This is a genomic window from Microtetraspora sp. NBRC 13810 (assembly GCF_030268685.1).
In the GTDB taxonomy this organism is placed as follows: domain Bacteria; phylum Actinomycetota; class Actinomycetes; order Streptosporangiales; family Streptosporangiaceae; genus BSRQ01.
In genome coordinates this window covers 38,335-64,577 of record NZ_BSRQ01000026.1, presented here as the reverse complement: position 1 = coordinate 64,577, position 26,243 = coordinate 38,335, and the positions used below count along the sequence as shown (strand labels likewise).

Here is a 26,243-nt window from a genome sequence, read left to right as displayed (position 1 = left end):
CTAGCGAGGGGCGCAGGGTAGAACGCCTGATCGACGGCTTTGTGGACAAGTTGTAACCGAGCGTCAGCTTAACCGCGTCCTGCCTGGGCATCCAGCGGTTCCGGGGTCAGGTCCCCGTGCCGCGCTCGGGGGTGTCGGCGGTCGGGTCCGCGCCGCGGTCGATCGCGTCCCACAGGGCCCGGTCGCCGAGCGCCGGCGCGGGCACGTCGTCCGCCCGCCGGCCGGTCGCGCCGGGGCGCTCGTAGCGGTCGGACATGCCGCCCCAGCTTCCCGCGCGCACGGCCGCCGTCACCCCGGCGGCCAGCAGGATCAGCCCGCCCGCCGCCGCCGCGGCCGGCCAGAACCAGAGGGTGGCCACGACCGGCTGACCGGTGGCGGCCAGCGCGCTGTGCTCCCTGGCCGCGTCGGCGACCGCCTGGCCCGCCGTGCCGGACAGGGCGCCGGCCGCGACGCCCGAGCCGCAGAGCGCGAGCACGGCGGCCACCAGCCTGCGCCACGGCCCGCGCGCGGCCAGCACGGCCAGCGCGGCGGCCGCGGCGGCCAGGGCCAGCGGGGTCAGCGCGGCGGACAGCTCGCTCCCGGTCACCGGGACCGCGGCCGCGGCGCCGTGCCCGGCTCCGGCTCCGGTGAAGGTGACCCTCGCCCAGTCACGTCCGGCGGCGAGCAGCGTCAGCCCGGCGCCCACCGCGCAGGCGAGGATCCACAGCGCCTGTTCCCTGTGCATCAGCGCGCGCCGGCGACCGTGAGGACGCCCGCGTCGAAGCAGGTGCGGTCACCGGTGTGGCAGGCGGCGCCCACCTGGTCGACCCGGAGCAGGATCGTGTCGCCGTCGCAGTCGAGCGCGACCGACTTCACCCACTGGACGTTGCCCGAGGTGTCACCCTTGACCCAGTATTCGCCGCGGCTGCGCGACCAGTAGGTGGCCCGCCCGGTGGTGAGCGTGCGGTGCAGCGCCTCGTCGTCCATCCAGGCGAGCATGAGCACCTCGCCGGTGTCGTGCTGCTGGACGACGGCGGGCACCAGCCCGTCGGAGGTGCGCTTGAGCCTGGCGGCGACGGCTGGGTCGAGGGACATGCCTCAATTCTGCCCCACGGGGACCTCACGCCCCGCGCCGCCACGGTCAACGGCGCCCCATGCCCTGCCGGGGCCCCGTCAGGGCATGGGGCGCCGGTCAGGAGCGGGCGGCGGAGACCCAGGAGGCGTGCAGGTCGGCGTAGACGCCGGGGCGGGCGACCAGTTCGGCGTGCGGGCCGCGCTGCACGACGCGGCCCCGGTCGAAGACCAGGACCTCGTCGGCCGCCTCGGCGGTGGACAGCCGGTGGGCGATGGAGACGGCGGTGCGGCCCCGGGTGACGCCCTCCAGGGCGCGCGCCAGCCGTACCTCCGTCGCCGGGTCCACGGCGGAGGTGGCCTCGTCCAGGAGCAGCAGGTCGGGGTCGGCGAGGTAGGCGCGGGCGAGGGCGACGAGCTGGCGCTCCCCCGCGGAGAGGGACTCGCCGCGCTGGCCCACCTGGGTGGCGAGGCCCGCGGGCAGTCCCTCCAGCCAGTCGGCCAGGCCCAGCTCGGTGAGGCCGAGCAGGATCTCGTCGTCGGTGGCCGAGGGGCGGCCGAACCGGATGTTCTCGGCGAGGGTGCCCTCGAAGAGGAAGCCGTCCTGGGGGACCATCACGATGCGTTCGCGCAGCGAGGAGAACCTGACGTCGCGCAGGTCGTGGCCGTCGACGAGCACCCGTCCGGCCGTCGGGTCCATCAGCCGGGTGAGGAGCTTGGCGAAGGTCGTCTTGCCCGAGCCGGTCTCGCCGACGACGGCGATCCTGGACCGGGGCGGGATCTCCAGGTCGATCTCACGCAGCACCGGCTTGCCGCCCGGATAGGCGAACTCGACGCCCTCGAAGCGCACCGAGATGGGGCCGCGGGGCAGCTCCACGCCGGCCGGGCCCGGGTCGGCCACGTCGGCCGGGGTTTCGAGCACGCCGAGGATGCGGCGCCACCCGGCGATCGCGTTCTGGGCGTCGTTGAGCACCTCGGTGGCGACCTGGAGCGGCGAGACGAACAGCGTGATCAGGAAGAGGAAGGCCACCAGCTGGCCCTGGCTGATACCGCCGTCGAGGCCCAGGCGCACGCCGAGCAGCACCACTCCGGCGATCGCCAGCGCGGAGACCACCTCGGTGAGCGGGAAGACGGTGGCGACGATCTTCTGGGCGCGGGACTGCGCGGCGTAGTTGGCGCCGATCGCGGCGTCGATGCGCTCCGCCGTACGGTCCTCCACGCCGTAGGCCCGGATGACCTGCGCGCCCACGACCGACTCGCTCACCGCGCCGAGCATGTCGCCGGTGCGCTCGCGGACCTGCGTGTAGGCGCCGGACAGCCAGCGCTGGAAGCGCGGCAGCGCCACCATGAGCGGCAGGAAGCACGCCCACACCAGCATGGTGAGCTGCCAGGAGTAGACCAGCATGAGCACGCTGGCCACCACGAGCTGCCCGCCGGCCACGATGATCATCAGCCCGCCGAACTGCATGAACGTGCTGATCTGGTCCACGTCGCCGGTCACCCTGGAGACCATGGCGCCGCGCCGTTCGGTGTTCTGGGTGAGCACCGACAGGTCGTGCACGTGCCGGAAGCCCCGCACCCGCAGCGTGGCCAGGGACGCCTCGGTGGCCTTGTAGAGGCGCACGTTCATGAGGTAGCCGGCCAGGGCGGTGAGCAGCACCGCGACCGCGCAGATCGCCACGGCGCCGCGGATGTAGGCCAGGTCGGGGGTCGCGTTCCTGAGCCCGGTGTCGATGGTCTGCTGGACCGCGATCGGCACGATGATCTTGCCGACGGTGGCGACCACGGCCAGCGCCAGGGTGCCCGCGATGCCCCTGCGGAACTCCGGCGTCAGCGACAGCCCGCGTCGGACGGTGGCCAGCGCCGAACGTTCGACGGTCTGCAGCATGGTCACGCCGGGACCTCCTCGATGTCCTCGATGTCCTCGATGTCATCCGGCGAGACGCCCGCGGAACCCGCCTCCAGCACGGCCCGCTCGGCCTCCTCCCGCTCGTAGGCGGTCACCAGGTCACGGTAGCCCGCGCAGCGGCCGAGCAGCTCGTCGTGGCCGCCGCGGTCCACGATCCCGCCGTGCTCCATGTAGACGATCTCGTCGGCCAGCGCGATGGTGGCCATCCGGTAGGCGACGAGGACGACGGTCGCCGCCTCGGCGCTGTCCCGCAGGCCGTGCAGGATCCTGGCCTCGACCTGGGGGTCCACGCTGGAGGTGGCGTCGTCGAGTATGAGCAGCCGGGGGCGGCGGGCGATCGCCCGGGCCAGCGCGACCCGCTGGCGCTGGCCGCCGGACAGCGTGGTGCCGCGCTCGCCCACCTTGGTGTCCAGACCGGCGGGCAGCGCGCTGACGAAGCCGTCCGCCTGGGCCAGCCGCAGCGCCGCCCACACGTCCTCGTCGGGCAGGGGCAGGCCGAGGGTGATGTTGCCGCGCACGGTGTCGTCGAACAGGAAGGTCTGCTGCGGCACCAGCGCCATCGCGCGGCTGATCCCGCCGCGCGCCACGTCCCGCAGGTCCACCCCGTCCAGCCGTACGGCTCCCGCCGCCGGGTCGACCAGCCGGACCAGGGTCTGCACCAGCGTGGACTTGCCCGAGCCGGTGGGCCCGACCAGCGCGACCGTACGGCCGGGCGGAAGGTCGAAGCCGATGCCGCGCAGCACCGGCTCGCCGGCGGCGCCGTAGGAGTAGCTCACCCCGGACACCTCCAGCCGGGCCGGGCCCTCCGCGGCCGGTTCCGCGCTGCCGTACTCCATCGAGCCGGTGGCCTCCAGCACGCCCTGCACCCGTTCCCAGCCGACGACGCTGCGCGGCAGTTCGGCCAGCACCCAGCCGAGCGCCCTGATCGGGAAGGCGAGCAGCGTGAACAGGTAGGCGACCTGCACGAGGACGCCCGAGTCGATCGCGCCCTGTTCCAGGCGGACCGCGCCGACCACGAGGACGGCGAGGACGCCGAGGGTGGGCAGCGCCTCCAGGATCGGGTCGAACAGGCCGCGCACCCGGCCGACGGCGATGTTGGCGTCGCGCAGTTCGTGGGCCTTGGCCTGGAACCGCCGGGTCTCCTCCTCTTCGCGGCCGAGGGTCTTGACCACGAGCGCGCCGTCGAAGCTCTCGTGCGCGATCTCGCTGACCTCGGCCCGCAGTTGCTGCGCCCTGGTGGCCAGCGGGCTGAGCCTGCGCTGGTAGACCAGGTTGAGCACGGCGATCGCCGGGAAGATCAGGAAGCCGACCAGGGCCAGCACGGGGTCGGTGACGACCATGGCGACCGCGGCGGTGACCAGCATGACGACCACGCCGACGGCCATCGGCAGCGGCGCCAGCGGGGCCCAGGCGGCCTCGGCGTCCGCGTTGGCGTTGGACAGCAGCTGGCCGGTGGGGTGGCGGTGGTGCCAGGCGAGCGGGAGCCTGAGGTACTGCCTGGTGACTCCGCGTCGTGACCGCGCCTGCATGCGGAACTGGAGGACTCCGGCGAGGATGCGCCGCCCACCGACGCCGAGCGCCTTGAGCACCGCCACGCCGACGATCAGTAAGACGGCCGTGGCCGCCGCGCCGTCGGCGACGTCCCCGTCGGCGAAGGCGTCGAGCACCACGTGCTCGGTGGCCCAGCCCAGGGCCCAGGCCGAGGCGACCGTCATCAGCCCGTAGACCGCGCTGGCGAGCACCGCACCGGCGAACACCACGGGCTCGGTACGGATGGCCACGCCGAGCACCCGGAACCCCTTGCGCATGACTGCTGGGGTGACCTTGCTCGCCACTCGTGAAGGGTCCTTTCGCCACAGTCCGACAAGGAAACGACTTCAGATGGACTTTTCTGCCTATGTGACTATCACGCGGGCCATCTCCGTTATTCCCTTGAACGGTGGCTTGTTAGGATCCCCGGCGTGACCCTTGCCCGCGCGGAACGCGAAGCGATCTGCGACCTGTTCGACGCCCTCGGCCCCGACGCGCCGACCCTCTGCGCGGGCTGGAACGCCTATGACCTGCTCACCCACCTGGTGCTCAGGGAGCGCAGGCCGGACGCCACCCTGGGGGTCCTGCTGCCCGCGCTCGCCGGGCACACGGCCTCCGTCGAGCGTTCGCTCAGAGCCAAGCACGGTTTCGCCGGGCTGGTCCGGCTCGTCCGCTCGGGACCGGGTGGGATCTTCGGGCTGATCCCCGGCCTTGACTCCGCCGCCAACTCGGTGGAGTACTTCGTGCACCACGAGGACCTCAGGCGCGCCCAGCCGGGCTGGGAGCCCAGGACGCTGCCCACCGCCGTCCAGGACGCCCTGTGGCGGCGCCTGTCCGGCGTGGGACGGCTGATGCTGCGCAGGGCCCCGGCGGGCATGCTGCTGCGCGACGAGAGCGGCAGGGCGGCCCTGGCGGGCCCCAAGGACGGCCCCCGGGTCGAGGTGACCGGCCCACCGGCGGAGCTGCTGATGTTCTGCTTCGGCCGCCAGGCGCACGCCCGGGTGGAGCTCAGCGGCGACGAGACCGCCGTGGCCGCGCTGAGGAACGCCCGCTTCGGCGTCTGATCGGCCGCGCTGGCCCCGATCCCACTCCCTCTCGTCCCTCGGTGCGACTCAGGTCACATCCTTGTCCGCCGCCCGCCGCGGGCGGTTATCTTCGACGAGGACGGGCTTCGCGGAGTTCCGGGCGCAGCGCGGCGGCCGGAGAAAGGGAGGCTATGATCACCCATGTTCCCGAGAGCAAGCCGTCAGAACCGGGTATATACGCCAGGGATTGGACTGCAGGAGGCCCCCCATGCAGGTCAAGAAGGTTCTCACCTACGCAGCCGTGGCGTTCGTGGCCTTTTACTTGTTCACCAGGCCGGACGACGCCGCCGCGGCGGTGAACGGTGTGCTGGACGGGATCATGAACGGTGCGGATCAGCTTGCCACATTCTTCAGCGGTGTTCTGACCTGATACGGACGGCGGGAGACGCCTCGGGAGCGCCGACGGAGACGCTCCCGGAGTACCGCCCACTCTGACACCTCGGGTTCTGCCCGGCCCGTCGGCCGGGCAAGGTTCATGGCGCCGAGTCGTCGATGGTGCTTTCCCTGACGGCGGGAACGTGTTACGCAGGCAGGATGAAAGACCGCCACGATGTCAGCGAGGCCCAGCAGCTCGACCCGGCGTCCCGGCGTCTGCTGGAACGCGTCGAGATCGAGGGGATAGAGCTCGTCCGCTTCCTCTACGTCGATCACGGCGGTGTGGTCCGGGGAAAGGCGGCCGCGCGCGGCCGCCTCGCCGAGCGTCTCGGCACGGGCATCGGGCACACCGTGGCCATGATGGCCATGAACATGCTCGACCGCCTGCCCGCCGTACCCGGCATGGGCCCGGTGGGCGAGGTGCGCCTCGTGCCGGACCCGGCGACGTTCGTGCCGTTGCCGTACGCGCCGGGCGCCGCCGCGATGCTGGCCGACCTGCGCGACCTGGACGGCTCGCCGTGGGCCGCCTGCCCGCGGTCGTTCCTGCGTGACGCGGTCGCCGCGCTGGACGCCGAGGGTTACGCGCTGCTGGTCGCCTTCGAGCCGGAGTTCACCCTGGGCAGGCGGCTGCCCGGCGACCCGCTGGACCGGCTGGCGCCCGTCGACGACAGCGCCTGCTACGCCGCCACCGGCTTCGACACGGCCCACGACTACGCCATGCGGCTGCTGCGGGCCCTGGAGAGCCAGGGGCTGCGGGTCGAGCACTACCATCCTGAGCTGGGACACGGCCAGCAGGAGCTGTCGATCCGGCCCGCCGCCCCGTTGCGCGCCGCGGACAACCACGTGCTCTACCGGGAGACGGTCCGCGGAGTCGCCCTGCGGATGGCCATGTGGGCCTCGCTCGCCCCCAAGCCGGTGGCCGGCCAGCCTGGCAACGGCGCCCACCTGCACCTGTCGCTGTGGGACGCCGAGGGCGGGCGCAACCTCCTCGCGGGCGGGGACGGCGAGCTGTCCGACCTGGGCCGCCACTTCGTCGGCGGCCTGATCGCCCACCTGCCCGCCCTGGTGGCGCTCACCTGCGGCACGGTCAACAGCTTCCGCCGCCTGTCACCGCGCTCCTGGTCCAGCGCCTACGCCTGCTACGGGCCGGACAACCGGGAGGCCGCGGTCCGGATCTGCTCGCCGCTGAGCCCGGGGTCGGTCAACCTGGAGCTCAAGCCCTCCGACTCCTCGGCCAATCCCTACCTGTCGCTCGGCGCCGTGATCCACGCGGGTTTGGACGGCCTGCGCCGCCGGCTGGACCCGGGCGAGCCGGTGGACGTCGACCCCGACGACCTGTCCGAGACGGCCCGCGCGCGCCTGGGCGTCCACCGCCTGCCCGCCACCCTGGACGAGGCCCTGGACGCCCTCGAATCCGACGAGTTCCTCATGGAAGCCCTCGGCCCGCTGCGCCGCACGGCCTACCTGGCGGTGAAGCGCTCCGAGGCCGCGGCGTTCGCCGCCCAGGACGAGGCGTTCGAGCTGTTCCACCACTTCCGGGTGTTCTGACCCCGCTTGCCGTCACCTGGCGCCGGCGCGGTCGCCCAGTGACACGAGGACCTCGCGCAGCAGGTCGGCCAGCTCGCGCAGGGAGGTCTCCGGCACGCCCGACAGCAGGTCCGTGTGCGCCTCGGTGGTGGCGAGGACGAGCCGGGTGGCCTTCTCCACGCCGAGCGGGGTCAGGCGCACCCACGAGCTGCGCCCGTCGGCCGGGTCGGGCTCGCGCGCGACCAGCCCGGCGGCCTCCAGCCGTTGCAGGATGTTGCTGGTCCCTCCGGTGGTGAGCATGGAGAGCGAGGCGAGCGTGCTGGGTTTGAGCCGGTACGGCCGGCCGGCCCGGCGCAACGTCGCGAGGACGTCGAAGTCGGCGAAGGTGAGGCCGTGCTCGGCCAGCACCGCCTGGGTGACCGCCTCGATCCGCGCCTTGAGCATCCCGGTCCGCCTGACGACCTCCAGCTCGGTCGTGGCCACTTCGGGGAGCTCGGTCCGCCACCTCTCGATGATCTCGTCCACATGGTCGCGCTCGGTGCCCATGTCGTCGAGGATATCTCCGGCCGTCGGTAGCTTTTAGGAAAGCTTCCATAACATCCGCAGGTCCGGCCGCCCCGGACCTGCGGACGTGCGCCTGCTAGGCGGACCGGAACGCGGGCAGCACACCCTCGCCGAACCAGTAGGCCTCCTCCAGGTGGGGATAGCCGGACAGGACGAACTCCTCGACGCCCAGGGCGGCGTACTCCTCGATCCGCTCGGCCACCTGGGCGTGCGAGCCGACGAGCGCGGTGCCCGCGCCGCCGCGGACCAGGCCGACCCCGGCCCACAGGTTGGGGTGGATCTCCAGGTCCCGCACCGAGCCGCCGGGTGAGAAGGCGGCGTGCAGGTCGAGCATGCGCTGCTGGCCCACCGACTCGCTGCGGCCCAGCACCTCCCGGGCGCGGGCGACGTCGGCCGGGTCGAGCGCCTCCAGCAGCCGGGTCGCCTCGGCCCAGGCCGCCGCCTCGGTGTCCCGTGTGATCACGTGCAGCCGGATCCCGAACCGCAGCTCGCGGCCCTGCTCCTCGGCCAGCCCGCGCATCCAGGCGATCTTCCCGGCCACCTGGTCCGGCGGTTCCCCCCAGGTGAGGTAGACGTCCACATGCCTGGCCGCCACCGGGCCGGCCGCCTGGGACGAGCCGCCGAAGTAGATCTCCGGGCGCGGGTCCGGCGGGGCCGCCACCGTGGCGCCTTCCACCTGGTAGTGCTTGCCGTCGAAGTCGAACGGGGCGCCGCTCCACGCGCCGTGCACGACGGACAGGAACTCGTCGGTGCGGGCGTACCGTTCGTCGTGCGACAGGTGGTCGCCGAACCTGCGCTGCTCGGTGCCCTCGCCGCCGGTCACCACGTTGAGCAGCAGCCTGCCCCGGGAGAGCCGCTGGTAGGTGGCGGCCATCTGGGCGGCGAGCGTGGGCGACAGGAACCCGGGACGGAAGGCCACGAGGAACTTCAGCCGCTCGGTCTCCCTGGTCAGGGCCGCCGTGACCAGCCAGGCGTCCTCGCACCACGTGCCGGTCGGGGTCAGCACCGCCTCGAAGCCGAGTCGCTCGGCCGCGCGGGCGATCTGCGCCAGGTACTCGATGTCCGGTTCGCGGAACCCCGAGGCGCTGAACCGGTGCTCGCTCAGGCCGTGCCCGCGCCCCAGGCCGTGGCCGCCGCCCACGAGGAGACGGCTGTCGCCGGAGGTGGGCAGGAACCAGTGGAACCTCACGAGGCACTCTCCAGGGTGTCGTTGTACCGGCGGTCCACGATGTCGGCGATCCGCACCGTCCCGGGGATCAGCTTCGCCTGGCTGAACGCGTCGGCCACCTGCTGCTCGCGCGCGATGACCTGGTCGTCCAGCGGGAGGTCGGTGAACCCGCCGCGCCTGACGGCGGCGGCGACCACCGGCTCGGGCAGCCCGCTGAGCTCGGAGAACACCTTCGCCCACTCGTCCGGGTGGGAGTTGGCCCAGGTGTGGGCCTTGCGGATGCGGGAGACGTAGTCGCCGAGCGCCTCGGCCTTCGCCTTGTCGGCCAGCGCCTCCTGCCCGGTGATCTGGAACTCGAAGCCGTTGGCGTAGCCCTCGCCGTCCACCAGGATGCGCGCCTTGGCCTGGCTCTCCGCCTGTGCCGTGTAGGGGTCCCAGATCGCCCAGGCGTCGATCTTGCCGGAGGAGAACGCGGCCAGCGCGTCCGGCGGCTGGAGGTACTGGGGCTTGATGTCGGCGAAGGTCAGCCCCTCCTTGCTCAGCACCGCGAGCAGGTGGAAGTTGGCCGAGCTGCCCTTGGCCACCGCGATCGCCTTGCCGCGCAGGTCGGCGGGCGTCTTGATGGGCGATCCCGGCGGGACCACGATGGCCTGGCCGCCGAGTCCCTTCTCCGCCACGCCGACGATGGTGATCTTCGACTTGGCCGCCGCGGCGAACACCGGCGGCGCGTTGCCCACCGCGCCGAAGTCGAGCGAGCCCGCGTTGATCGCCTCCAGGATCGGCGGCCCGGAGGTGAACTGCGACCACGTCACCTTGTACGGCAGGCCGTCGAGCTGCCCGGCGGCCTTGAGCAGGGCCTGCAGCCCGGTGCCCTTCTGGTCGCCGATCCGCAGCGTCACCTTGCCCAGGTCGACCGAGCCGTCCGCCCTGACCGCCTCGGAGCCGCCCGTTTCGCCCCCGCAGGCGCTGACCGTCAGGATCAGGGCGGCGACCAGCGCGGTGATGCGACGCGATCTCATGTGGTTCCCTCCAGGGTGACCCCGAGCCGTTCGAGCAGGGTGGAACGTAGCGCCACGAGTTCGGGGTGGTCGCGGTGCCGCGGGCGGGGCAGGGTCACCTGCTCCTCGTGGGCGATGCGCCCGCCGTCCAGCACCAGGACGCGGTCGGCGAGCAGCAGCGCCTCGTCCACGTCGTGGGTGACCAGCAGGATTCCCGGGCCGTGCCGGGCCCACAGGTCGAGCACGAGCCGGTGGACGGCGATCCGGGTGAGCGCGTCCAGCGCGCTGAAAGGCTCGTCGAGCAGCAGCAGGTCCGGCTCGCGGACCAGCGCGCGGGCGAGGGAGGCCCGCTGCGCCTCGCCGCCGGACAGCGTCAGCGGCCAGGCGTCCGCGCGCTCGGTGAGCCCCACTTCGGCGAGCGCGGCGAGCGCGGCGGCCCGAGGGTCGGGCACTCCCCTGAGCCCGAGGGCGAGGTTGGCGATCACCCGCCGCCAGGGGATCAGCCGCGGCTCCTGGAAGGCGACCGCGACGGTGCCGTCCACGGTGACGCCTCCCCCGGCGTCGTCGTCGAGTCCGGCCAGCGCCCTGAGCAGGGTGGACTTGCCCGAGCCGCTGCGGCCGAGCATCGCCACGAACTCGCCTCGCGCGATGGTGAGATCGACCCCGTCGAGCACCGTCCTGCCGGCGAAGGCGCGGGTCAGCCCCTCGATCCGGGCCACCGGGGTCCGGGGAGGCGCGCCGGGTGGGGCTTCGGGCGGGTTCAGGATGTCAGGAAGCCGCGGCGCCACGTCAGCGCCCTCCTTTCCAGCAGCCGTACCAGGGCGTCGGTGATCAGGCCGAGGACGCAGTACACGACGAGGCCGACCACGATCACATCGGTGCGCAGGAACTCACGAGCGTCGTTGATCATGTATCCGAGGCCGGCGTCGGCGTTGATCTGCTCGGCCACGATGAGGGCGAGCCAGCCGATGCCCAGGCTCTGCCGCAGGCCGACGAGCGTCTGGGGCAGCGCGCCGGGCAGCACGATGTGCGCGATCAGCTCGGCCCTGGTCAGCCGCTGCACCTTGGCGACCTCGGCGAGCTTGCCGTCCACGCCCCTGATCCCGGCGAAGGTGTTCAGGTAGAGCGGGAAGGCGACGCCCAGCACCAGGATCGCGATCTTCGGCGTCTCGCCGATGCCGAACCACAGGATGAACAGCGGGATCAGGCCGAAGAGCGGGATCGCCCGCAGCATCTGCATGGGCGGATCCACGGCGTGCTCGCCGAACCGGGACAGGCCGGCGATCAGCGCCAGGCCGACCCCGGCCACCGCCCCGATGGTGAAGCCGATCGCGACCCGTTGGAGTGACACCAGCAGGGCGGTCTGCAACGTGCCGGCCTGGATCAGGTCGACCGCGGTGCCGACGAGGGTGGCGGGCGCCGCGAGCAGCCGGTCGGGAAGGATCCCCGCGCTGCTCGCGAGCTGCCAGACGACCAGGATGACCAGCGGGCTGACGAGGCGTTTCCAGGCTGTGCCCGGGATCTTGGGCCGCCGCCTCCGCGCGGCTGGGCCTCTCACCGCCAGGTCGAGGACGGGAGCGGACATACACGAACCTCATTCATGATTGACGAGGTGGGCACTGACGTCATCGTCGGCCAGATTACCTACAAAGTCAATCGGTTATGAGGGTTTATTGCCCCGTGGCCGCGGCGGTGGCGCACGGGGCGGTGGATCAGGTGTTGGCGGGCAGATCGGTGCCCGCGCCGCGGCGGCGCACGGCCACCAGGTCGTGCCGCGCGGCCGGCAGGGTCGCCTCCTCCACCCCCTCGACCACGAACCCGGCGTCGGCGATCATCTCCAGGTCCTCCGCGCCCGGCTGACCCTCGCTGGTCAGGTAGTCGCCGAGGAAGATCGAGTTGGCGAGGTGCAGGGCCAGCGGCTGCAGCCCGCGCAGGTGGATCTCCCTGCCACCGGCCAGCCGTACCTCGACGTCGGGGAAGACGAACCGGAACAGCGCCAGGATGCGCAGGCAGCGGTGCGGGGTGAGCTCCCACCGGCCGCCGAGCGGGGTGCCCTCGAACGGGATCAGGAAGTTCACCGGCACCGAGTCCGGGTCCAGCTCGCGCAGCGCGAACGCGACGTCGATCACGTCGTCGTCCGACTCCCCCATCCCGAAGATCGCGCCCGAGCACGGCGACAGGCCCGCCCCCTGGGCGTCCTTCAGGGTGGCGACCCGGTCGTCGAAGGTGTGCGTGGAGCAGATCTCCCGGTAGTGCTCCTCGCTGGTGTTCAGGTTGTGGTTGTAGGCGTCGGCGCCCGCCTCGCGCAGCCGCTCGGCCTGCCCCGGCTTCAGCAGGCCCAGGCAGACGCACACCTCCACGTCCGGCGTCGACTCCTTGATCGCGGCCACCGTGTCGGCCACCCGTGTGATGTCCCGGTCGCCCGGCCCGCGCCCGCTGGCCACCAGGCAGACCCGCTTGGCGCCCGCCTGCACCGCCCGCCCGGCGTCACGGGCGGCGTCCTGCGGGGTGATCCACGAGTACTTGAGGATCTCCGAGGTCGAGCCGAGCCGCTGGGAGCAGTAGGTGCAGTCCTCCGGGCACAGGCCGCTCTTCATGTTGACGAGGTGGTTCAGCTTCACCCGCAGGCCGAAGAAACGGCGCCGCACCCGCGAGGCCGCGGCCACCACGTCGAGGACGTCCTCGTCGGCGGTGCCGAGGAGCGCCGCGGCCTCCTCGCGGGTCGGGGTCTCCCCCCGCAGGGCCTTGCCGGTGAGCGAGGTGAGCAGATCCTGGACAGCGTTTTCGGTCATACCCTCGATCCTCCCCGCGCCGGCCCGCTCTCCAAAGGACCTATGCCGACAAGAGTGATCACTACATGTTGTAGGCGGGCACCAAGCGCGTCCGGCGAGGTCAGGCGGCCAGCGTGGCGTGCATCTCCCAGAGCAGGATCTCCGCGGGTCCGGTCGCGGTCACCCGCTGCCCGCCGGTCCCGGTGAACCGTACGGCGTCGCCCTCGGCCAGCGCGCCCGCGCCCTCCAGCTCGACCTGGCCCCTCGGCACGAACAGGTGCAGGAAGGGCGCCTCGGGAAGCTGCACGCTCTCCCCGGCGTCCAGCCTGGCCACGTGCAGCGCCGCGTACCTGTTCCTGATCCTGATGGCCGTCTCGCCCTCGTGCCTGGCCATGCCGGAGGCCACCGGGACCAGCCGGCCGCGCAGCAGCTCGTCGCCGATCTCCAGTTGCTCGTACCCCGGTGTGATCCCGGCCGTGTCCGGGACCACCCACATCTGGACGAAGTGCACCGGCTCGGTGTGCTGATCGCCGCCCTGGAGCCGCCAGGAGTCGTTCTTCTCCGAGTGCAGGATGCCGGTGCCCGCGCTCATCCGCTGGGCCAGTCCGGGATAGATCACGCCCGAGTGCCCCTCGGAGTCCTGGTGCACCAGCGAGCCGCGCAGCACCCAGGTGACGATCTCCATGTCCCGGTGGGGATGGGTCTCGAACCCGCTGCCCGGCTTGACGACGTCGTCGTTGTTGACGAGCAGCAGGCCGTGGTGGGTGTTGTCCCGGTCCTGGTGGTGGCCGAAGGAGAAGGAGTGCTTGGAGTCCAGCCAGCCGATCTTCGTGGCGAACCGGTCGGCGGCGCGGCGGACATCGACGGCGGGGTGTACGGCTGCGGCGGTCATGCCATCCTCCCTTGGTAGTTGAACTTTGAACTACATGACCGCGCCGTTTGTTCCCCCGCCGGAAGGGAGGAGGGGGCCGCCGTTTGTTCCCCCGCCGGGAGGGAGGGGGCCGCCGGTTTGTCCCCCCGCCGGAAGGGAGGGGGCCGCCGGTGGTCGCCCCTCTCCCGTGGCCGGCTGGGGTCAGCGGACGGGGTGGCCGGCGGTGCGGAGGGTGTGCTTGATGTCGTGGATCTTGAGCTGGCCGAAGTGCAGGACGCTCGCCGCCAGGACCGCGTCCGCGCCCGCCTCCACAGCCGGCGGGAAGTGGTCGAGGGCGCCGGCGCCACCGCTGGCGATGACCGGGACCGTGACCGCGGCGCGGACGGCGCGGATCATCTCCAGGTCGTAGCCGTCCCGGGTGCCGTCGCCGTCCATCGAGTTGAGCAGGATCTCGCCCACGCCCAGTTCCTCGCCCCTGCGCGCCCACTCCACCGCGTCGATGCCGGTGCCGCGCCGGCCGCCGTGCGTGGTGACCTCGAAGCCGCTCGGCGTGACCGGGCCGCCGACCACCCGACGGGCGTCCACCGACAGCACGACGCACTGGGCCCCGAACCGCTGGGACGCCTCGGTGAGCAGCTCGGGCCTGGCGATCGCGGCGGTGTTCAGCGACACCTTGTCCGCCCCGGCCCGCAGCAGCCGGTCCACGTCCTCCACCGCGCGCACCCCGCCGCCCACGGTGAGCGGGATGAACACCTGCTCGGCCGTGCGCCGGACCACGTCCATCATGGTCTCGCGCTCGCCGGAGGAGGCGGTGATGTCGAGGAAGGTCAGCTCGTCGGCGCCCTCCTCGTCGTAACGCCTGGCCAGTTCGACGGGGTCGCCCGCGTCCCGCAGGTTCTCGAAGTTGACGCCCTTCACGACCCGCCCGGCGTCCACGTCCAGGCAGGGGATGACTCGTACGGCGACGCTCACCGCGTCCCTCCTTCCCGCTGTCCGCGGCGCGCTCCGTACCGGGGCGTCCGCCGCGCGTCGCTGCGGCGCGTCACGCGCTCACCGCGGCGAGCGCCTCCTCCAGCGTGAACGCCTGCGCGTAGAGCGCCTTGCCCACGATGGCGCCCTCCACACCCGCCGGAACCAGGGTTTCGAGCGTGCGCAGATCCGCGAGCGAGGACACCCCGCCGCTGGCGATCACCGGCTTGTCGGTACGGGCGCAGACCTCACGCAGCAGCTCGACGTTGGGGCCGCGCAGCGTGCCGTCCTTGGTGACGTCGGTGACGACGTAACGCGGGCAGCCGTCGGCCTCCAGCCGGTCCAGCACCTCCCACAGGTCGCCGCCCTCCTTGGTCCAGCCGCGGGCGGCCAGCGTGGTGCCGCGGACGTCGAGGCCGACGGCGATCCGGTCGCCGTACTCCGCGATGATCTTCGCGCACCAGGCGGGGTCCTCCAGCGCGGCGGTGCCGATGTTCACCCGGCGGCAGCCGGTGGCCAGCGCCGCCTCCAGGCTCTCGTCGTCCCTGATCCCGCCGGACAGCTCGACCTGGACGTCGAGCGCGGCGACCACGGAGGCGAGCAGCTCCCGGTTGGAGCCGCGGCCGAACGCGGCGTCGAGGTCCACCAGGTGGATCCACTCGGCGCCCGCCTCCTGCCAGGTGAGCGCGGCCGACAGCGGGTCGCCGTAGGACGTCTCGGACCCGGCCTCGCCCTGGACCAGGCGCACGGCCTGGCCGTCGGCGACGTCCACGGCGGGCAGCAGCACCAGCGACATATGTTCACGACCTCCGGTCGAACACGACGGTGACGAACACCGGCAGCAACAACAACGACAACACCAGGACCCCGAGCCGCGCCGCCCAGCCGGACACCAGCAGCCAGGCGATGACCTGGACGATCAGGAAGAGCACGGCGACGACGCCGTTCTGCGCGCGATGGCGGCGGGCCAGCACACCGCCCTGTCTGGCGACCCGCACCGGGCGGGGCACCAGGGCGGCGAGCCGGGCGCGTAATCGCCTGCGGCGGGCGAGCCGCTCCTCGCGCTCGGCGCGGACGGCGGCCAGCCGAGCCTGCTCCGCCTCACGCTCGGCTCTGCGCCGGGCGCGCTCCTTGCTCACCGTCCCTCACCGCACTCTCGTCGCCGGCCGGTCACCGCTCACGTGATGGCCCGCACCCAGTTCTCCAGCAGCGCGGCGCCCGCGTCGCCGGACTTCTCCGGGTGGAACTGGGTGGCCATCAGCGGGCCGTTCTCCACCGCGGCGACGAACGGGACGCCGTGCTCGGACCAGGTCACCAGCGGGTCGGTGAACCCGGGACCGGCGGCCAGCTCCCACTTGCGCACGCCGTAGGAGTGCACGAAGTAGAACCGGGTGTCGGCGGAGAGCCCGGCGAAGAGCACCGACTCCTCCGGGGCGTTCAGCGTGTTCCACCCCATGTGCGGCAGGACGGGCGCGTCGAGACGCTCGACGGTGCCCGGCCACTCCCCGCAGCCCTGGGTGCGCACGCCGTGCTCCACACCCTCCTCGAACAGGATCTGCATGCCGACGCAGATGCCGAGGACGGGCCGCCCGCCGGCCAGGCGGCGGGCGATCAGCCGGTCGCCGTGCACGGCGGTGAGCCCGGCCATGCACGCGGCGAACGCGCCGACGCCCGGCACCACCAGGCCGTCCGCGTTCATCGCGGCGTCGTGGTCGGCCGTCACGGTCACCTCGGCGCCGACCCGGGCGAGCGCCCGCTCGGCCGAGCGCAGGTTTCCCGAGCCGTAGTCGAGGACGACGAGCTTCACCACCAGAGCACTCCCGCCGTGATCGCCAGCACCGCGCCTACGCCGACCAGCGCGGCGAAGACCTTGAGGCCCTGCTTGAACAGGGAGAAGACGCCGCCCGCCATGAACAGGCCGATGAAGACCATGGCACTGGCCGTCCAGTTGCTGCTCACAGCACGCCCTTGGTGCTGGGCACCCCGGTGGCCCGCGGGTCGAGCTCCGACGCCTCGCGCAGCGCCCTGGCCAGCGCCTTGAACTGCGCCTCGACGATGTGGTGCGCGTTGCGCCCGTAGGGCACGTGCACGTGCAGGCAGATCGCGGCCTGGGCGACGAAGGACTCCAGGATGTGCCGGGTCATCGTCGTGTCGTAGTCGGGCCCGATCATCGGGGCCATGCCCTCGGGCTCGGTGTGCACGAGGTACGGCCGGCCGGACAGGTCGACGGTGACCTGGGCCAGCGACTCGTCCAGCGGGCACGACGCACTACCGAACCGCCGGATGCCGGACTTGTCGCCCAGCGCGTCGCGGAACGCGGCGCCCAGCGCCAGCGAGGTGTCCTCGATCGTGTGGTGGGCGTCGATGTGCAGGTCGCCCTCGGTCTTCACGGTCAGGTCGAACAGGCCGTGTTTGCCGAGCTGGGCCAGCATGTGGTCGTAGAACCCGACACCGGTGGCGACGTCGACCCGGCCGGTGCCGTCGAGGCCGACCTCCACGAGTACCGACGTCTCCTTGGTCACGCGCTCGACGCGGCCGATCCTGCTCACAGCACTTCCTCCAGCGCGGCCCGGAAGGCCGCCATCTCCTCGGTGGTCCCGATGCTGACGCGCAGCCAGCCGGCCGGGCCTGTCTCACGGATCAGCACGCCCCGCCGCAGCAGACCCTCCCAGATCGCGTGCCGGTCGGGGAAGCACCCGAACAGCACGAAGTTGGCGTCGGAGTCGGCCACCCGCAGCCCCTGCGCGCGCAGCCAGCCGACCGTCGCGTCCCGCTCGGCGCGCAGCGCGTCGACCGTGCCGAGCAGCTCCGCCCGGTGCGCCAGCGCGACCCGCGCCGCCGCCTGGGTGAGCGTGGACAGGTGGTAGGGCAGCCGGACCAGCAGCAGCGCGTCGATCACCGCCGGGTGCGCGCCGAGGTAGCCCAGCCGGGTGCCCGCCATCGCGAACGCCTTGGACATCGTCCGGGTGACGATCAGCCTCGGGTGCGCGGGCAGCAGGGTTAGCGCCGACGGCGTGCCGGTGCGGGCGAACTCGAAGTAAGCCTCGTCCACCACCACCATGCCCGGCGCCGCGGCGACCACCCTGGCGATCACGTCGGGGGCGAGCGCGGTGCCGGTCGGGTTGTTCGGCGAGGTGAGGAAGACGATGTCGGGCCGGTGCTCCTCGATCGTGGCCACCGCCTTGTCCGGGTCGAGCCCGAAGTCCTCCTCGCGCGCCCCCTCGATCCACTCGGTGGCCGACCCCGCCGTGATGATCGGGTGCATGGAGTAGGACGGCTCGAAGCCCAGCGCCGAACGGCCGGGGCCGCCGAAGGCCTGCAGGATCTGCTGGAGCACCTCGTTGGACCCGTTGGCCGCCCAGACCCGCTCGGTGGTCAGGCCGTGGCCGAGGTAGGCGGCCAGGTCGGTGCGCAGCGCCACGGCGTCGCGGTCGGGGTAGCGGTTGAGCCCGGCCGCGCTCTGCCGTACGGCCTCGGCGAGGTCGGCCACCAGGGACGGCGAGGGCGGGTAGGGGTTCTCGTTGGTGTTGAGCCGGACCGGCACGTCGATCTGGGGCGCGCCGTAGGGGACGCGCCCGCGCAGGTCGGGGCGGAGCGGCAGGTCGGCGAGCGAGAACGCGCCGGCGGCTTCCTTCGTCACTGCGGGATCTCCCAGTCGAACCTCGAACGGACGGCCGCGCCGTGCGCGGGCAGGTCCTCGGCGTCGGCCAGCGTGCACACGAACGGCGCGGCCTCGGCGAGCGCCTCCTTCGTGTATTCGACGACGTGGATGCCGCGCAGGAACGTCTGCACCGACAGCCCGGAGGAGTGGCAGGCGCAGCCGCCGGTGGGCAGCACGTGGTTGGAGCCGGCGAGGTAGTCGCCGAGCGAGACCGGCGAGTAGGGACCGACGAAGACGGCCCCGGCGTTGCGCACCCGGGCGGCGACCTCCGCGGCGTCGGCGGTCTGGATCTCCAGGTGCTCGGCGGCGTAGGCGTCGACGACCTTGATGCCGTCGTCGATGCCGGCGACGAGCACGATGCCGGACTGCCGGCCGCCGAGTGCCTCCGCGACGCGCTCGGCGTGGCGGGTGGCGGCGACCTGGCCGGGCAGCTCCTTCTCGACGGCCTCGGCCAGCTCGGGCGAGTCGGTGACCAGCACGGCGGCGGCGATCACGTCGTGCTCGGCCTGGCTGATCAGGTCGGCGGCGACGTGCACCGGGTCGGCGGTGCGGTCGGCGAGGATCGCGATCTCGGTGGGACCGGCCTCGGAGTCGATGCCGATGCGCCCCTTGAGCAGCCGCTTGGCCGCGGCGACCCAGATGTTGCCCGGTCCGGTGACCATGGCCGCCGGGGCGCACTCCTCCGTGCCGTAGGCGAACATCGCCACGGCCTGGGCGCCGCCGACGGCGTAGACCTCGTCGACGCCGAGCAGCGCGCACGCGGCGAGGATGGTCGGGTGCGGCAGGCCGCCGAACTCCGCCTGCGCCGGGCTGGTCACGGCCAGCGAGGACACGCCCGCCTCCTGGGCGGGCACGACGTTCATCACCACGCTGGAGGGGTAGACGGCCCGGCCGCCCGGCACGTAGAGGCCGACCCGCTCGACCGGCACCCAGCGCTCGGTCACGGTGCCGCCGGGGACCACTCTGGTCGTGGTGTCGGTGCGGCGCTGGTCGCGGTGGACGAGCCTGGCGCGGCGGATGGACTCCTCCAGCGCGGCCCGAACCCGCGGGTCGAGCTCGTCGAGGGCGCGGGCCACGGCCTCGCCGGGGACGCGGGTGGTGGAGATCTCCACGCCGTCGAAGCGGGCGGTCAGCTCCCGCAGCGCCGTCACGCCGCGATGGCGCACGTCCTCGCAGATGGGCCGCACCTTCTCCAGGGCGGCCTCGACGTCGAGGTCGGCTCGGGGCATGACGTCGCGGAGGTCCTCGGGCAGGCCCTCCCGCAGATCGATACGGGAAATCACCCCACCAGTCTACGGAGACCGGCCACCGGAACCCGCTTCGTCCACCATCTGGACGGTACGGGTTTTTCCAAGCCCACCGTTTTCCAAGCCCAGCGCCTTTACATTGTAGATTCTTGGCATTGGTCTAGGCTGCCGGGTTGTGAGCAGGACGAAGGGCAGAGGCGGGCAGGGCACGCCCGCGACCCTGGCACTGGGCAAGGCCGAGATGGGCTTCACGCTCCATCCCTACGACCACGATCCGGGCGCCCAGGCGTACGGGGAGGAGGCCGCCGACGCGCTCGGCGTGCCGTACGAGCGGATCTTCAAGACGCTGGTGGCCGAGGTGGAGGGCGGGCTCGCCGTCGCCGTCGTGCCGGTGGCCGGGAAGCTGGACCTCAAGGCGTTCGCCGGGGCGCTCGGCGGGAAGCGGGCCGCGATGGCCGACGCCGCCAAGGTGGAGCGGGTCACCGGTTACGTGGTCGGCGGGATCAGCCCGCTGGGACAGCGCAGACGGCTGCCCACGGTGGTGGACTCCTCGGCCCTCGGCTTCGAGACGATCTACTTCTCCGCCGGGCGCAGGGGTCTGCAGATCGAGACCTCGCCCGCCCACCTGGTCGAGCTCACCCAGGCCGTGACCGCGGCCATCGCGAAGATCTGACCCGAGGACCGACATGACCGACCTGTGCGACCTGACCGCGGTGGAGATGGCCGCGCTGCTGCGCGCGCGCGACGTGCGCGCGGTGGAGCTGACCGAGGCGCACCTGCGCCGGATCGAGCAGGTCAACGGCCGGGTCAACGCGATCGTCACGCTCGTCGCCGACCGGGCGCTCGCGGAGGCCGCGGCGGCCGACGCCGACCTCGCCGCCGGCCGCCCGCGCGGCCCGCTGCACGGGCTGCCGGTGGCGCACAAGGATTTGGTGGACACCGCGGGCGTGCGCACCACGTACGGCTCGCCGCTGTTCGCCCGGCACGTGCCCGCGCAGGACGCGCTGATCGTCCAGCGGATGCGGGCCGCCGGCGCGATCACCCTGGGCAAGACGAACACGCCGGAGTTCGGCACCGGGTCGCACACCGTCAACGAGGTGTTCGGCGTGACCCGCAACCCCTACGACACCACGCGCAGCGCGGGCGGCAGCAGCGGCGGCGCGGCGGCGGCCCTGGCCACCGGCATGGTGGCGCTGGCCGACGGCTCGGACATGGGCGGCTCGCTGCGCAACCCGGCGTCCTTCTGCAACGTGGCGGGACTGCGGCCGACGCCCGGCCTGGTGCCCTCCCCCAGCCCCACGGCCGCCTGGTACACGCTGTCGGTGTCCGGGCCGATGGCCCGCACGGTGGGCGACCTGGCGCTGCTGCTGAGCGTGATCGCCGGCTTCGACCGGGCCAGCCCGCTGTCCCTGCCCGGGGACGGCTCGCGGTTCGCCGGACCGCTCGGGCCGCCGGAGACCGGGTCACTGGAGACCGGGTCACTGGAGACCGGGCCGCCGGAGACCGGCGCCGGTCTGGCCGGGCTGCGCGTGGCCTACAGTCCCGACCTCGGCGGCCTGCCGGTGGACCCGGACGTGGCGGCGGTGACCGCCGCCGCGCCCGCGGTGTTCGAGAGCCTCGGCGCCCGGGTCGAGCGGGTGGACCTGGACCTGTCCGACGCCGAGGACGCCTTCCGCGTCTACCGGGCCTGGCACTACGCGCTCTCCTTCGGCGACCTGCCGCAGGACCGCCTCGGCGGCAACGTCCGGTGGAACGTCGCGCGGGGCCTGGAGGTCACCGGCGCCGACCTGGCCCGCGCCGAGCGCCTGCGCAGCGGCCTCTACCAGCGGATGGACGCCTTCTGGCGGGAGTACGACCTGCTCCTCGCCCCGGTGAGCCAGGTGCCGCCCTTCCCCGCCGAGGACCCCTACGTGACCTCGGTGGCGGGCGTGCCGATGCCGGACTACCTCGCCTGGATGCGCTCGGCCTACTGGGTGAGCGTGCTGCACGCGCCGGCCGCGTCGGTGCCCTGCGGCTTCACCCCGGCGGGGCTGCCGGTGGGCGTGCAGCTCGTCGGGCCGCCGTTCGAGGACCTCGCCGTGCTGCGGGCGGCCGCCGCCTTCGAGGCCGCGACCGGCCACGGGTCCCGCCGCCCGCCGTTGTAGGTCAGTCCTCCGGGTCCGCGGGCGTCTCGGCCCGGCGCGGCGGGTCGCGGTAGACGTTGACGCCCATCAGCACGCCGAAGGCCGCCACGGCGAGCAGCGGCCAGGTGGTCACCACGCCGGTCGCGGTGAGTCTCAGCGCTCCGGGGACCACGGCGGCGGTGGCGCCCGAGGCGGACACCGCGGCGGTGCCGAAGCTGACCGCGCCGCCGGTCCACCGGGCCAGCCAGGCGGCCAGGATGCTCCCGCCGGTCAGGCCGAGCAGGATGAGCAGCCGCTGTCGGCCGAGCACGTAGGCGAGCACGCCGCAGACCAGCCCGGCCACCCCGGTGATCACGGCGAACCAGCCGTCGGCGGCGATCAGCGCCTGCGTCGAGGGGTCGGCGAGCTGCGCGCCCTCCGGGGTGCTGACGTAGGGGGCGCGGGGCGCGACGAGCGACCAGATCAGCCCGGCCAGGACGCCGAGCACTGCGAGGGTCAGCACGGTCACGGCCACGTCGCGCAACTGCCGCAATGAAACTCCCCTCACCGTTTTATGCGGACGTGTCCGATGTTACAGAAGGCGGACGGCCGGTACCGGTACCGCTGCGGCGCGGCCGGTTAGGCTTGTGGCCCGTGAAGGAAGAAGAGGTCTGGCTGATCGAACCCTCGGGCCCGCTGCGCGGCGACGTCGAGGTGCGGGGGTCCAAGAACGGCGTGTCCAAGCACATGGTCGCGGCCATGCTCGGCACCGGGGAGAGCACCATCCACAACGCCCCGGAGGTGGGCGAGGTCGAGATCACCGCGGCGATGCTGCGGGCGCTCGGCATCAACGTGGAGATCACCCAGCGGGAGATCACCATCGCCCGCGGCCCGGTGATCCAGCCGCAGGTGCCCGCCGCGTTCACCGGCCTGAACCGCATCCCGATCCTGATGCTCGGGCCGCTGCTGCACGTCGCCGGGGAGGCGTTCGTGCCGCTGGTGGGCGGCGACCCGATCGGGCGGCGTCCGGTGAACTTCCACGTCGAGGCGCTGCGCTCGATGGGCGCCGAGATCACGGTGGGCGACGACGGCATCACGGCGAAGGCGACCCGGCTGCGCGGCGCGCGGATCGAGCTGCCCTATCCGAGCGTCGGCGCGACCGAGACGGTGCTCATGTCGGCCGTGCTCGCCGAGGGCAAGACCGTGCTCAAGGGCGCGGCGATGGAGCCCGAGGTGGTGGAGCTCGCGCTGTTCCTGCAGCGGATGGGCGCCCGCATCGAGCTGAGCCCGGACCGGCGGATCGTGATCGAGGGCGTCGAGTCGCTGCGCGGCGCGTCCACCTGGCTGGCCGGGGACCGCATCGAGGCGTTCTCCTACCTCGCCGCCGGTCTGATCACCGGCGGCCAGGTCAGGGTGCACGGCTGCCCGCAGGACCGGCTGGTCACCGCGATCACCACGCTGGCCAGGATGGGCGCGCAGGTGGACATCACCGACGACTGGCTGTCCGCGTCCGCGCCGAACGGGCTGCGCCAGGCGGCCGTGCAGACCGACACCCATCCCGGGTTCATGACCGACTGGCAGACGCCGCTGATGGTGCTGTTCACGCAGAGCCAGGGCATGTCGGTGCTGCACGAGACCGTGTTCGAGAACCGGCTGGTCTACGTGCCGGCGTTGCAGAAGATGGGCTGCGAGATCGAGGTCTTCGACGTGTGCCTCGGCGGCCCGGCCTGCCGCTTCCACGACACGAACGCCAAGCACTCGGCGGTCGTGCGGGGCGTGTCGAAGCTGCGCGGCGCCGACGTGACGCTGCCCGACATCCGGGCGGGCTTCTCGGCGGTGCTCGCCGCCGCGACCGCGGAGGGCACCTCCACGCTGCGTGGCGTGCACCACATCGAGCGCGGTTACCACCGGCCGTTCGAGCAGTTCGCCTCGCTCGGGTTGAAGATCAGCAGAGAAATGGCCGTGGCCGGGTAAAAGGAGGGCAGCCGGGCGTTTGGAAGTGATCGCCCGGTTGCATTTTCCTTCTCGTGACATCCCGGAGATTCCCGCTCGGCACCCGCTCGGACGGGTCGCCAGGCGGGGGGCGGGCCGTGCGGCGCGGCGTGGGCCCGCTCGCCGGTCTCGGGGCGGCCGGAGTGGCCGGCGGAGTGCTGGCCGCGGCGATCCTGCTGCCCGTCGTCGGCGGCGCCGGGATCACGGTCAACAACGTGACGAAGACGTTCACCGACCTGCCGAGCCCGCCGCGCGAGGACCCGCTCCCCCAGGTCACCAGGCTGCTCGACCGGTACGGCAGGCAGTTCGCGCAGTTCTACTTCCAGAACCGGACGGCGGTGCCGCTGGCCGAGGTCGCCCCCGTGATGCGCCAGGCGGTGGTGGCGATCGAGGACGCCCGTTTCTACGAGCACGCCGGCCTGGACGTCAAGGGCACGCTGCGCGCGCTCATCACCAACACCCAGGCCGGCGGCATCCGCCAGGGCGGCTCGTCGCTGACCCAGCAGCTCGTGAAGAACATGCTGGTGGAGGGCGCCGAGTCGGAGGCGGAGCGGGACAGGGCCCGCGCGCCCAACCTGCAGCGCAAGATCACCGAGCTGCGTTACGCGCTGGCCCTGGAGAAGAAGTACACCAAGGACCAGATCCTGGAGCGGTATCTCAACATCAACTACTTCGGCGCGGGCGCGTTCGGGGTGGAGGCGGCTGCCCGGCGGTTCTTCTCCACCTCGGCCAGCAGGCTGACGCTCACCCAGGCGGCCACCCTGGCGGGCGCGGTCCGCACGCCGTACGCGACCGACCCGGCGCTCGGCGAGCAGCGCAGGCGGCGGCTGAAGGAGCGGCGGGACCTGGTGCTGGACCGGATGGCCCGGGTCGGAAACATCACCGCGGCGCAGGCGGCGGAGGCCAAGCGGGCGCCGCTCGGCATCAGGATGCGCGCCGAACCCGGCGGCTGCTACGAGAGCAAGACGCCCTTCTTCTGCCTGTACGTACAGAAGGAGCTGCTGGCCAACCCGGTCTTCGGGCACACCAGGGCCGAGCGGGAGCGCCGGCTGACCCGGGGCGGGCTGGTGCTGAAGACCACGCTGGACCCGGTCGCGCAGCGGGCCGCCGAGCAGGCGATCGCCGCCCGGGTGAACCCGGAGGACCCGCAGGTGGCCGCGGAGGCCATGGTGGAGCCGGGCACCGGCAAGATCAGGGCGCTGGCGGCGAGCAAGCGGTACGGGCGCAACCCGAAGAACAAGAAGGACGGCCCGAAGACCACGTACAACCTGCCTGCCGACAGCGCGCACGGGGGCGGTCTCGGCTTCCAGGCCGGCTCGACGTTCAAGGTGTTCACGCTGGCCACGGCGTTGAGCGAGGGGTGGCGTTTCGACCAGGGTTTCGACACCCCGGGTAGTTTCGTGCCCTCCCAGGGGTACCGGAACTGCCGCGGCCAGCGGGTCAACGACCCGGGCACGGTGATCCACAACGCCAGCGGCGAGGGCACCGGCGGCCCGCACAGCATCTCCACCGGCACCTGGCGGTCGGTGAACATCTTCTACATGATGCTGGAGCAGCGGGTCGGCCTGTGCGACGTGGTCAACACCGCGCGCAAGCTGGGCGTCACCCGCGCCGACGGCGCGGAGCTGCGCGAGGTGCCGACGTTCACGCTCGGCGTCAACGAGATGGACCCGCTGACCGTGGCGTCGGCGTTCGCCGCGTTCGGGGCCAGGGGACGGTACTGCCGGCCGATGGCGATCACCGAGATCGTCGACCAGGACGGCCGGGCGACCGCGGTGCCGCCGAGCTGCTCGCGGGCGCTGGAGCCGGAGGTCGCCGACGCGGTCAACCACGTGCTGGAGGGCGTCTTCACCGAGGGCACCATGCGCGGCAACTCCATCGGGCGGGACGCGGCCGGCAAGACGGGCACGAACAACGGCTACACGTCGGCGTGGTTCGCCGGGTACACGCCCGACCTGGCCGCCGCGGTGAGCGTCGGCGACATCCGCGGTTCCTACCGGTACCCGCTGCGCGGCGTGGTGATCGGCGGCGACTACTACGGGTCGGTGCAGGGCGCCTCGCTGCCCGGCCCGATCTGGGTCGCCTCGATGACCGCCGCCCTGCGGGACACGCCGGCGACCCTGTTCACCGCGCCCGACATGAACCGCTTCGGCGGCGGCTTCACCCCCGGCCTGAAGGAGGCCGAGGAGGAGCGCGGCGAAGGCGAGGGCCGCGACCGGCGCAGAGGGGAGCGCGATGACCGGTTCGGGCGGTACGAGCGGGAGCGTGAGGAGTTCCGGGGCCGGCTCAACCGGTGGGAGCGGCGGTGGCGGCGCGAGGTGGCGGACCTGTTCGAGGCCCGGCAGCAGGGGTACCCGCGCGAGGGGTATCCGCGTGGCGTCGTGCCGCTCCCCGGCGACCTCTTCGGCCGCTGAGTCCCCGCGG

General features: G+C 72.8%; 27 protein-coding genes. 7 read left to right on the top strand and 20 right to left on the bottom strand.

The genetic code is table 11. The features are described from left to right. Window positions 1-106: 106 nt before the first annotated feature. The 4 genes from QSK26_RS36230 to QSK26_RS36215 form a co-directional block, all read right to left on the bottom strand. Window positions 107-724 (bottom strand): TIGR02234 family membrane protein, encoded by a 618-nt coding sequence (locus tag QSK26_RS36230; protein WP_285779856.1) that lies wholly within the window; start codon window positions 722-724, stop codon window positions 107-109. Further along, window positions 724-1,074: a phosphoribosyl-AMP cyclohydrolase gene (gene hisI / locus QSK26_RS36225; RefSeq protein ID WP_285779855.1), complete on the bottom strand. Its 351-nt coding sequence runs from the start codon at window positions 1,072-1,074 to the stop codon at window positions 724-726. The genes QSK26_RS36230 and hisI overlap by 1 nt, the downstream gene beginning before the upstream one ends. 97 nt (window positions 1,075-1,171) lie before the next feature. Beyond that, window positions 1,172-2,938 carry an ABC transporter ATP-binding protein gene (locus tag QSK26_RS36220; protein WP_285779927.1) on the bottom strand — a complete coding sequence of 589 codons (1,767 nt, stop codon included), beginning with the start codon at window positions 2,936-2,938 and terminating at the stop codon, window positions 1,172-1,174. 2 nt (window positions 2,939-2,940) lie between these two features. Continuing rightward, window positions 2,941-4,767, bottom strand: coding sequence for an ABC transporter ATP-binding protein (locus tag QSK26_RS36215; protein ID WP_285779926.1), 1,827 nt, complete (start codon window positions 4,765-4,767; stop codon window positions 2,941-2,943). 153 nt (window positions 4,768-4,920) lie between these two features. On the opposite strand from QSK26_RS36215, the gene QSK26_RS36210 reads away from it, so the two are divergent. The 3 genes from QSK26_RS36210 to QSK26_RS36200 all read left to right on the top strand — a co-directional run bounded on the left by QSK26_RS36210 (window position 4,921) and on the right by QSK26_RS36200 (window position 7,497). Continuing rightward, window positions 4,921-5,553 carry a TIGR03085 family metal-binding protein gene (locus tag QSK26_RS36210; RefSeq protein ID WP_285779854.1) on the top strand — a complete coding sequence of 211 codons (633 nt, stop codon included), beginning with the start codon at window positions 4,921-4,923 and terminating at the stop codon, window positions 5,551-5,553. A gap of 229 nt (window positions 5,554-5,782) precedes the next feature. Beyond that, window positions 5,783-5,944, top strand: coding sequence for a hypothetical protein (locus tag QSK26_RS36205; protein ID WP_285779853.1), 162 nt, complete (start codon window positions 5,783-5,785; stop codon window positions 5,942-5,944). A gap of 164 nt (window positions 5,945-6,108) precedes the next feature. Continuing rightward, entirely contained in the window at window positions 6,109-7,497 is a 1,389-nt protein-coding gene (locus QSK26_RS36200) for a glutamine synthetase family protein (protein WP_285779852.1), read from the top strand. 12 nt (window positions 7,498-7,509) lie between these two features. Here the strand turns inward: QSK26_RS36200 and QSK26_RS36195 are convergent, their stop codons facing one another. The 15 genes from QSK26_RS36195 to hisD form a co-directional block, all read right to left on the bottom strand. After that, window positions 7,510-8,022 (bottom strand): MarR family winged helix-turn-helix transcriptional regulator, encoded by a 513-nt coding sequence (locus tag QSK26_RS36195; protein WP_285779851.1) that lies wholly within the window; start codon window positions 8,020-8,022, stop codon window positions 7,510-7,512. Between the two features lie 94 nt (window positions 8,023-8,116). Next, window positions 8,117-9,229, bottom strand: coding sequence for an LLM class flavin-dependent oxidoreductase (locus tag QSK26_RS36190; RefSeq protein ID WP_285779850.1), 1,113 nt, complete (start codon window positions 9,227-9,229; stop codon window positions 8,117-8,119). Then, a complete protein-coding gene (locus tag QSK26_RS36185; RefSeq protein ID WP_285779849.1) occupies window positions 9,226-10,227 on the bottom strand; it encodes an ABC transporter substrate-binding protein in 1,002 nt (333 codons plus the stop codon). Before QSK26_RS36185 ends, QSK26_RS36190 begins: the two co-directional genes overlap by 4 nt. Next, on the bottom strand, window positions 10,224-10,994 hold the full coding sequence (locus QSK26_RS36180) for an ABC transporter ATP-binding protein (protein WP_502888789.1): 771 nt from the start codon (window positions 10,992-10,994) through the stop codon (window positions 10,224-10,226). Before QSK26_RS36180 ends, QSK26_RS36185 begins: the two co-directional genes overlap by 4 nt. Continuing rightward, on the bottom strand, window positions 10,967-11,791 hold the full coding sequence (locus QSK26_RS36175; RefSeq protein WP_285779848.1) for an ABC transporter permease: 825 nt from the start codon (window positions 11,789-11,791) through the stop codon (window positions 10,967-10,969). Before QSK26_RS36175 ends, QSK26_RS36180 begins: the two co-directional genes overlap by 28 nt. 127 nt (window positions 11,792-11,918) lie before the next feature. Then, the gene (bioB, locus tag QSK26_RS36170; protein WP_285779847.1) at window positions 11,919-12,998 is read right to left on the bottom strand and encodes a biotin synthase BioB; all 1,080 of its coding nucleotides are present in this window, start codon (window positions 12,996-12,998) and stop codon (window positions 11,919-11,921) included. Between the two features lie 100 nt (window positions 12,999-13,098). Next, window positions 13,099-13,869 carry a pirin family protein gene (locus tag QSK26_RS36165; RefSeq protein WP_285779846.1) on the bottom strand — a complete coding sequence of 257 codons (771 nt, stop codon included), beginning with the start codon at window positions 13,867-13,869 and terminating at the stop codon, window positions 13,099-13,101. A 180-nt stretch (window positions 13,870-14,049) separates the two neighbouring features. Further along, window positions 14,050-14,820, bottom strand: a complete 771-nt coding sequence (hisF, locus tag QSK26_RS36160; protein ID WP_285779845.1) for an imidazole glycerol phosphate synthase subunit HisF — start codon at window positions 14,818-14,820, stop codon at window positions 14,050-14,052. Between the two features lie 70 nt (window positions 14,821-14,890). After that, entirely contained in the window at window positions 14,891-15,613 is a 723-nt protein-coding gene (gene priA / locus QSK26_RS36155; RefSeq protein WP_285779844.1) for a bifunctional 1-(5-phosphoribosyl)-5-((5-phosphoribosylamino)methylideneamino)imidazole-4-carboxamide isomerase/phosphoribosylanthranilate isomerase PriA, read from the bottom strand. 4 nt (window positions 15,614-15,617) lie between these two features. Continuing rightward, window positions 15,618-15,956 carry a hypothetical protein gene (locus tag QSK26_RS36150; protein WP_285779843.1) on the bottom strand — a complete coding sequence of 113 codons (339 nt, stop codon included), beginning with the start codon at window positions 15,954-15,956 and terminating at the stop codon, window positions 15,618-15,620. Window positions 15,957-15,994: 38 nt separating this feature from the next. Continuing rightward, a complete protein-coding gene (gene hisH, locus QSK26_RS36145) occupies window positions 15,995-16,630 on the bottom strand; it encodes an imidazole glycerol phosphate synthase subunit HisH (RefSeq protein ID WP_285779924.1) in 636 nt (211 codons plus the stop codon). Continuing rightward, window positions 16,621-16,776 carry a CG2302 family histidine operon protein gene (locus QSK26_RS36140; RefSeq protein ID WP_285779842.1) on the bottom strand — a complete coding sequence of 52 codons (156 nt, stop codon included), beginning with the start codon at window positions 16,774-16,776 and terminating at the stop codon, window positions 16,621-16,623. Before QSK26_RS36140 ends, hisH begins: the two co-directional genes overlap by 10 nt. Next, window positions 16,773-17,366, bottom strand: a complete 594-nt coding sequence (gene hisB / locus QSK26_RS36135; protein ID WP_285779841.1) for an imidazoleglycerol-phosphate dehydratase HisB — start codon at window positions 17,364-17,366, stop codon at window positions 16,773-16,775. The genes QSK26_RS36140 and hisB overlap by 4 nt, the downstream gene beginning before the upstream one ends. Then, on the bottom strand, window positions 17,363-18,457 hold the full coding sequence (locus QSK26_RS36130) for a histidinol-phosphate transaminase (RefSeq protein WP_285779840.1): 1,095 nt from the start codon (window positions 18,455-18,457) through the stop codon (window positions 17,363-17,365). The genes hisB and QSK26_RS36130 overlap by 4 nt, the downstream gene beginning before the upstream one ends. Then, the gene (hisD, locus tag QSK26_RS36125) at window positions 18,454-19,761 is read right to left on the bottom strand and encodes a histidinol dehydrogenase (protein ID WP_285779839.1); all 1,308 of its coding nucleotides are present in this window, start codon (window positions 19,759-19,761) and stop codon (window positions 18,454-18,456) included. The genes QSK26_RS36130 and hisD overlap by 4 nt, the downstream gene beginning before the upstream one ends. Window positions 19,762-19,900: 139 nt before the next feature. Between hisD and ybaK the strand changes: the two genes are divergently transcribed. Both ybaK and QSK26_RS36115 read left to right on the top strand, forming a co-directional pair. Then, complete coding sequence (gene ybaK / locus QSK26_RS36120) at window positions 19,901-20,398, top strand: Cys-tRNA(Pro) deacylase (protein ID WP_285779838.1); 498 nt, start codon at window positions 19,901-19,903, stop codon at window positions 20,396-20,398. 13 nt (window positions 20,399-20,411) lie between these two features. Beyond that, the gene (locus QSK26_RS36115) at window positions 20,412-21,869 is read left to right on the top strand and encodes an amidase (RefSeq protein WP_285779837.1); all 1,458 of its coding nucleotides are present in this window, start codon (window positions 20,412-20,414) and stop codon (window positions 21,867-21,869) included. Between the two features lies 1 nt (window position 21,870). Here the strand turns inward: QSK26_RS36115 and QSK26_RS36110 are convergent, their stop codons facing one another. Then, window positions 21,871-22,380 (bottom strand): hypothetical protein, encoded by a 510-nt coding sequence (locus tag QSK26_RS36110; protein ID WP_285779836.1) that lies wholly within the window; start codon window positions 22,378-22,380, stop codon window positions 21,871-21,873. Between the two features lie 101 nt (window positions 22,381-22,481). On the opposite strand from QSK26_RS36110, the gene murA reads away from it, so the two are divergent. Together murA and QSK26_RS36100 are read left to right on the top strand one after the other, a co-directional pair. After that, window positions 22,482-23,801, top strand: coding sequence for a UDP-N-acetylglucosamine 1-carboxyvinyltransferase (gene murA, locus QSK26_RS36105; protein ID WP_285779835.1), 1,320 nt, complete (start codon window positions 22,482-22,484; stop codon window positions 23,799-23,801). 53 nt (window positions 23,802-23,854) lie between these two features. Beyond that, the gene (locus tag QSK26_RS36100) at window positions 23,855-26,233 is read left to right on the top strand and encodes a transglycosylase domain-containing protein (RefSeq protein WP_285779834.1); all 2,379 of its coding nucleotides are present in this window, start codon (window positions 23,855-23,857) and stop codon (window positions 26,231-26,233) included. Window positions 26,234-26,243: the final 10 nt, after the last annotated feature.

Coding starts and splice junctions, on each gene's coding strand:
- QSK26_RS36215 (WP_285779926.1), bottom strand. CDS start 4,767: ATGCGCAAGGGGTTCCGGGTGCTCGGCGTGGCCATCCGTACCGAGCCC.
- QSK26_RS36205 (WP_285779853.1), top strand. CDS start 5,783: ATGCAGGTCAAGAAGGTTCTCACCTACGCAGCCGTGGCGTTCGTGGCC.
- priA (WP_285779844.1), bottom strand. CDS start 15,613: ATGTCGCTGGTGCTGCTGCCCGCCGTGGACGTCGCCGACGGCCAGGCC.
- QSK26_RS36200 (WP_285779852.1), top strand. CDS start 6,109: ATGAAAGACCGCCACGATGTCAGCGAGGCCCAGCAGCTCGACCCGGCG.
- QSK26_RS36175 (WP_285779848.1), bottom strand. CDS start 11,791: ATGTCCGCTCCCGTCCTCGACCTGGCGGTGAGAGGCCCAGCCGCGCGG.
- QSK26_RS36115 (WP_285779837.1), top strand. CDS start 20,412: ATGACCGACCTGTGCGACCTGACCGCGGTGGAGATGGCCGCGCTGCTG.
- QSK26_RS36220 (WP_285779927.1), bottom strand. CDS start 2,938: ATGCTGCAGACCGTCGAACGTTCGGCGCTGGCCACCGTCCGACGCGGG.
- QSK26_RS36230 (WP_285779856.1), bottom strand. CDS start 724: ATGCACAGGGAACAGGCGCTGTGGATCCTCGCCTGCGCGGTGGGCGCC.
- hisI (WP_285779855.1), bottom strand. CDS start 1,074: ATGTCCCTCGACCCAGCCGTCGCCGCCAGGCTCAAGCGCACCTCCGAC.
- QSK26_RS36185 (WP_285779849.1), bottom strand. CDS start 10,227: ATGAGATCGCGTCGCATCACCGCGCTGGTCGCCGCCCTGATCCTGACG.
- QSK26_RS36165 (WP_285779846.1), bottom strand. CDS start 13,869: ATGACCGCCGCAGCCGTACACCCCGCCGTCGATGTCCGCCGCGCCGCC.
- QSK26_RS36195 (WP_285779851.1), bottom strand. CDS start 8,022: ATGGGCACCGAGCGCGACCATGTGGACGAGATCATCGAGAGGTGGCGG.
- bioB (WP_285779847.1), bottom strand. CDS start 12,998: ATGACCGAAAACGCTGTCCAGGATCTGCTCACCTCGCTCACCGGCAAG.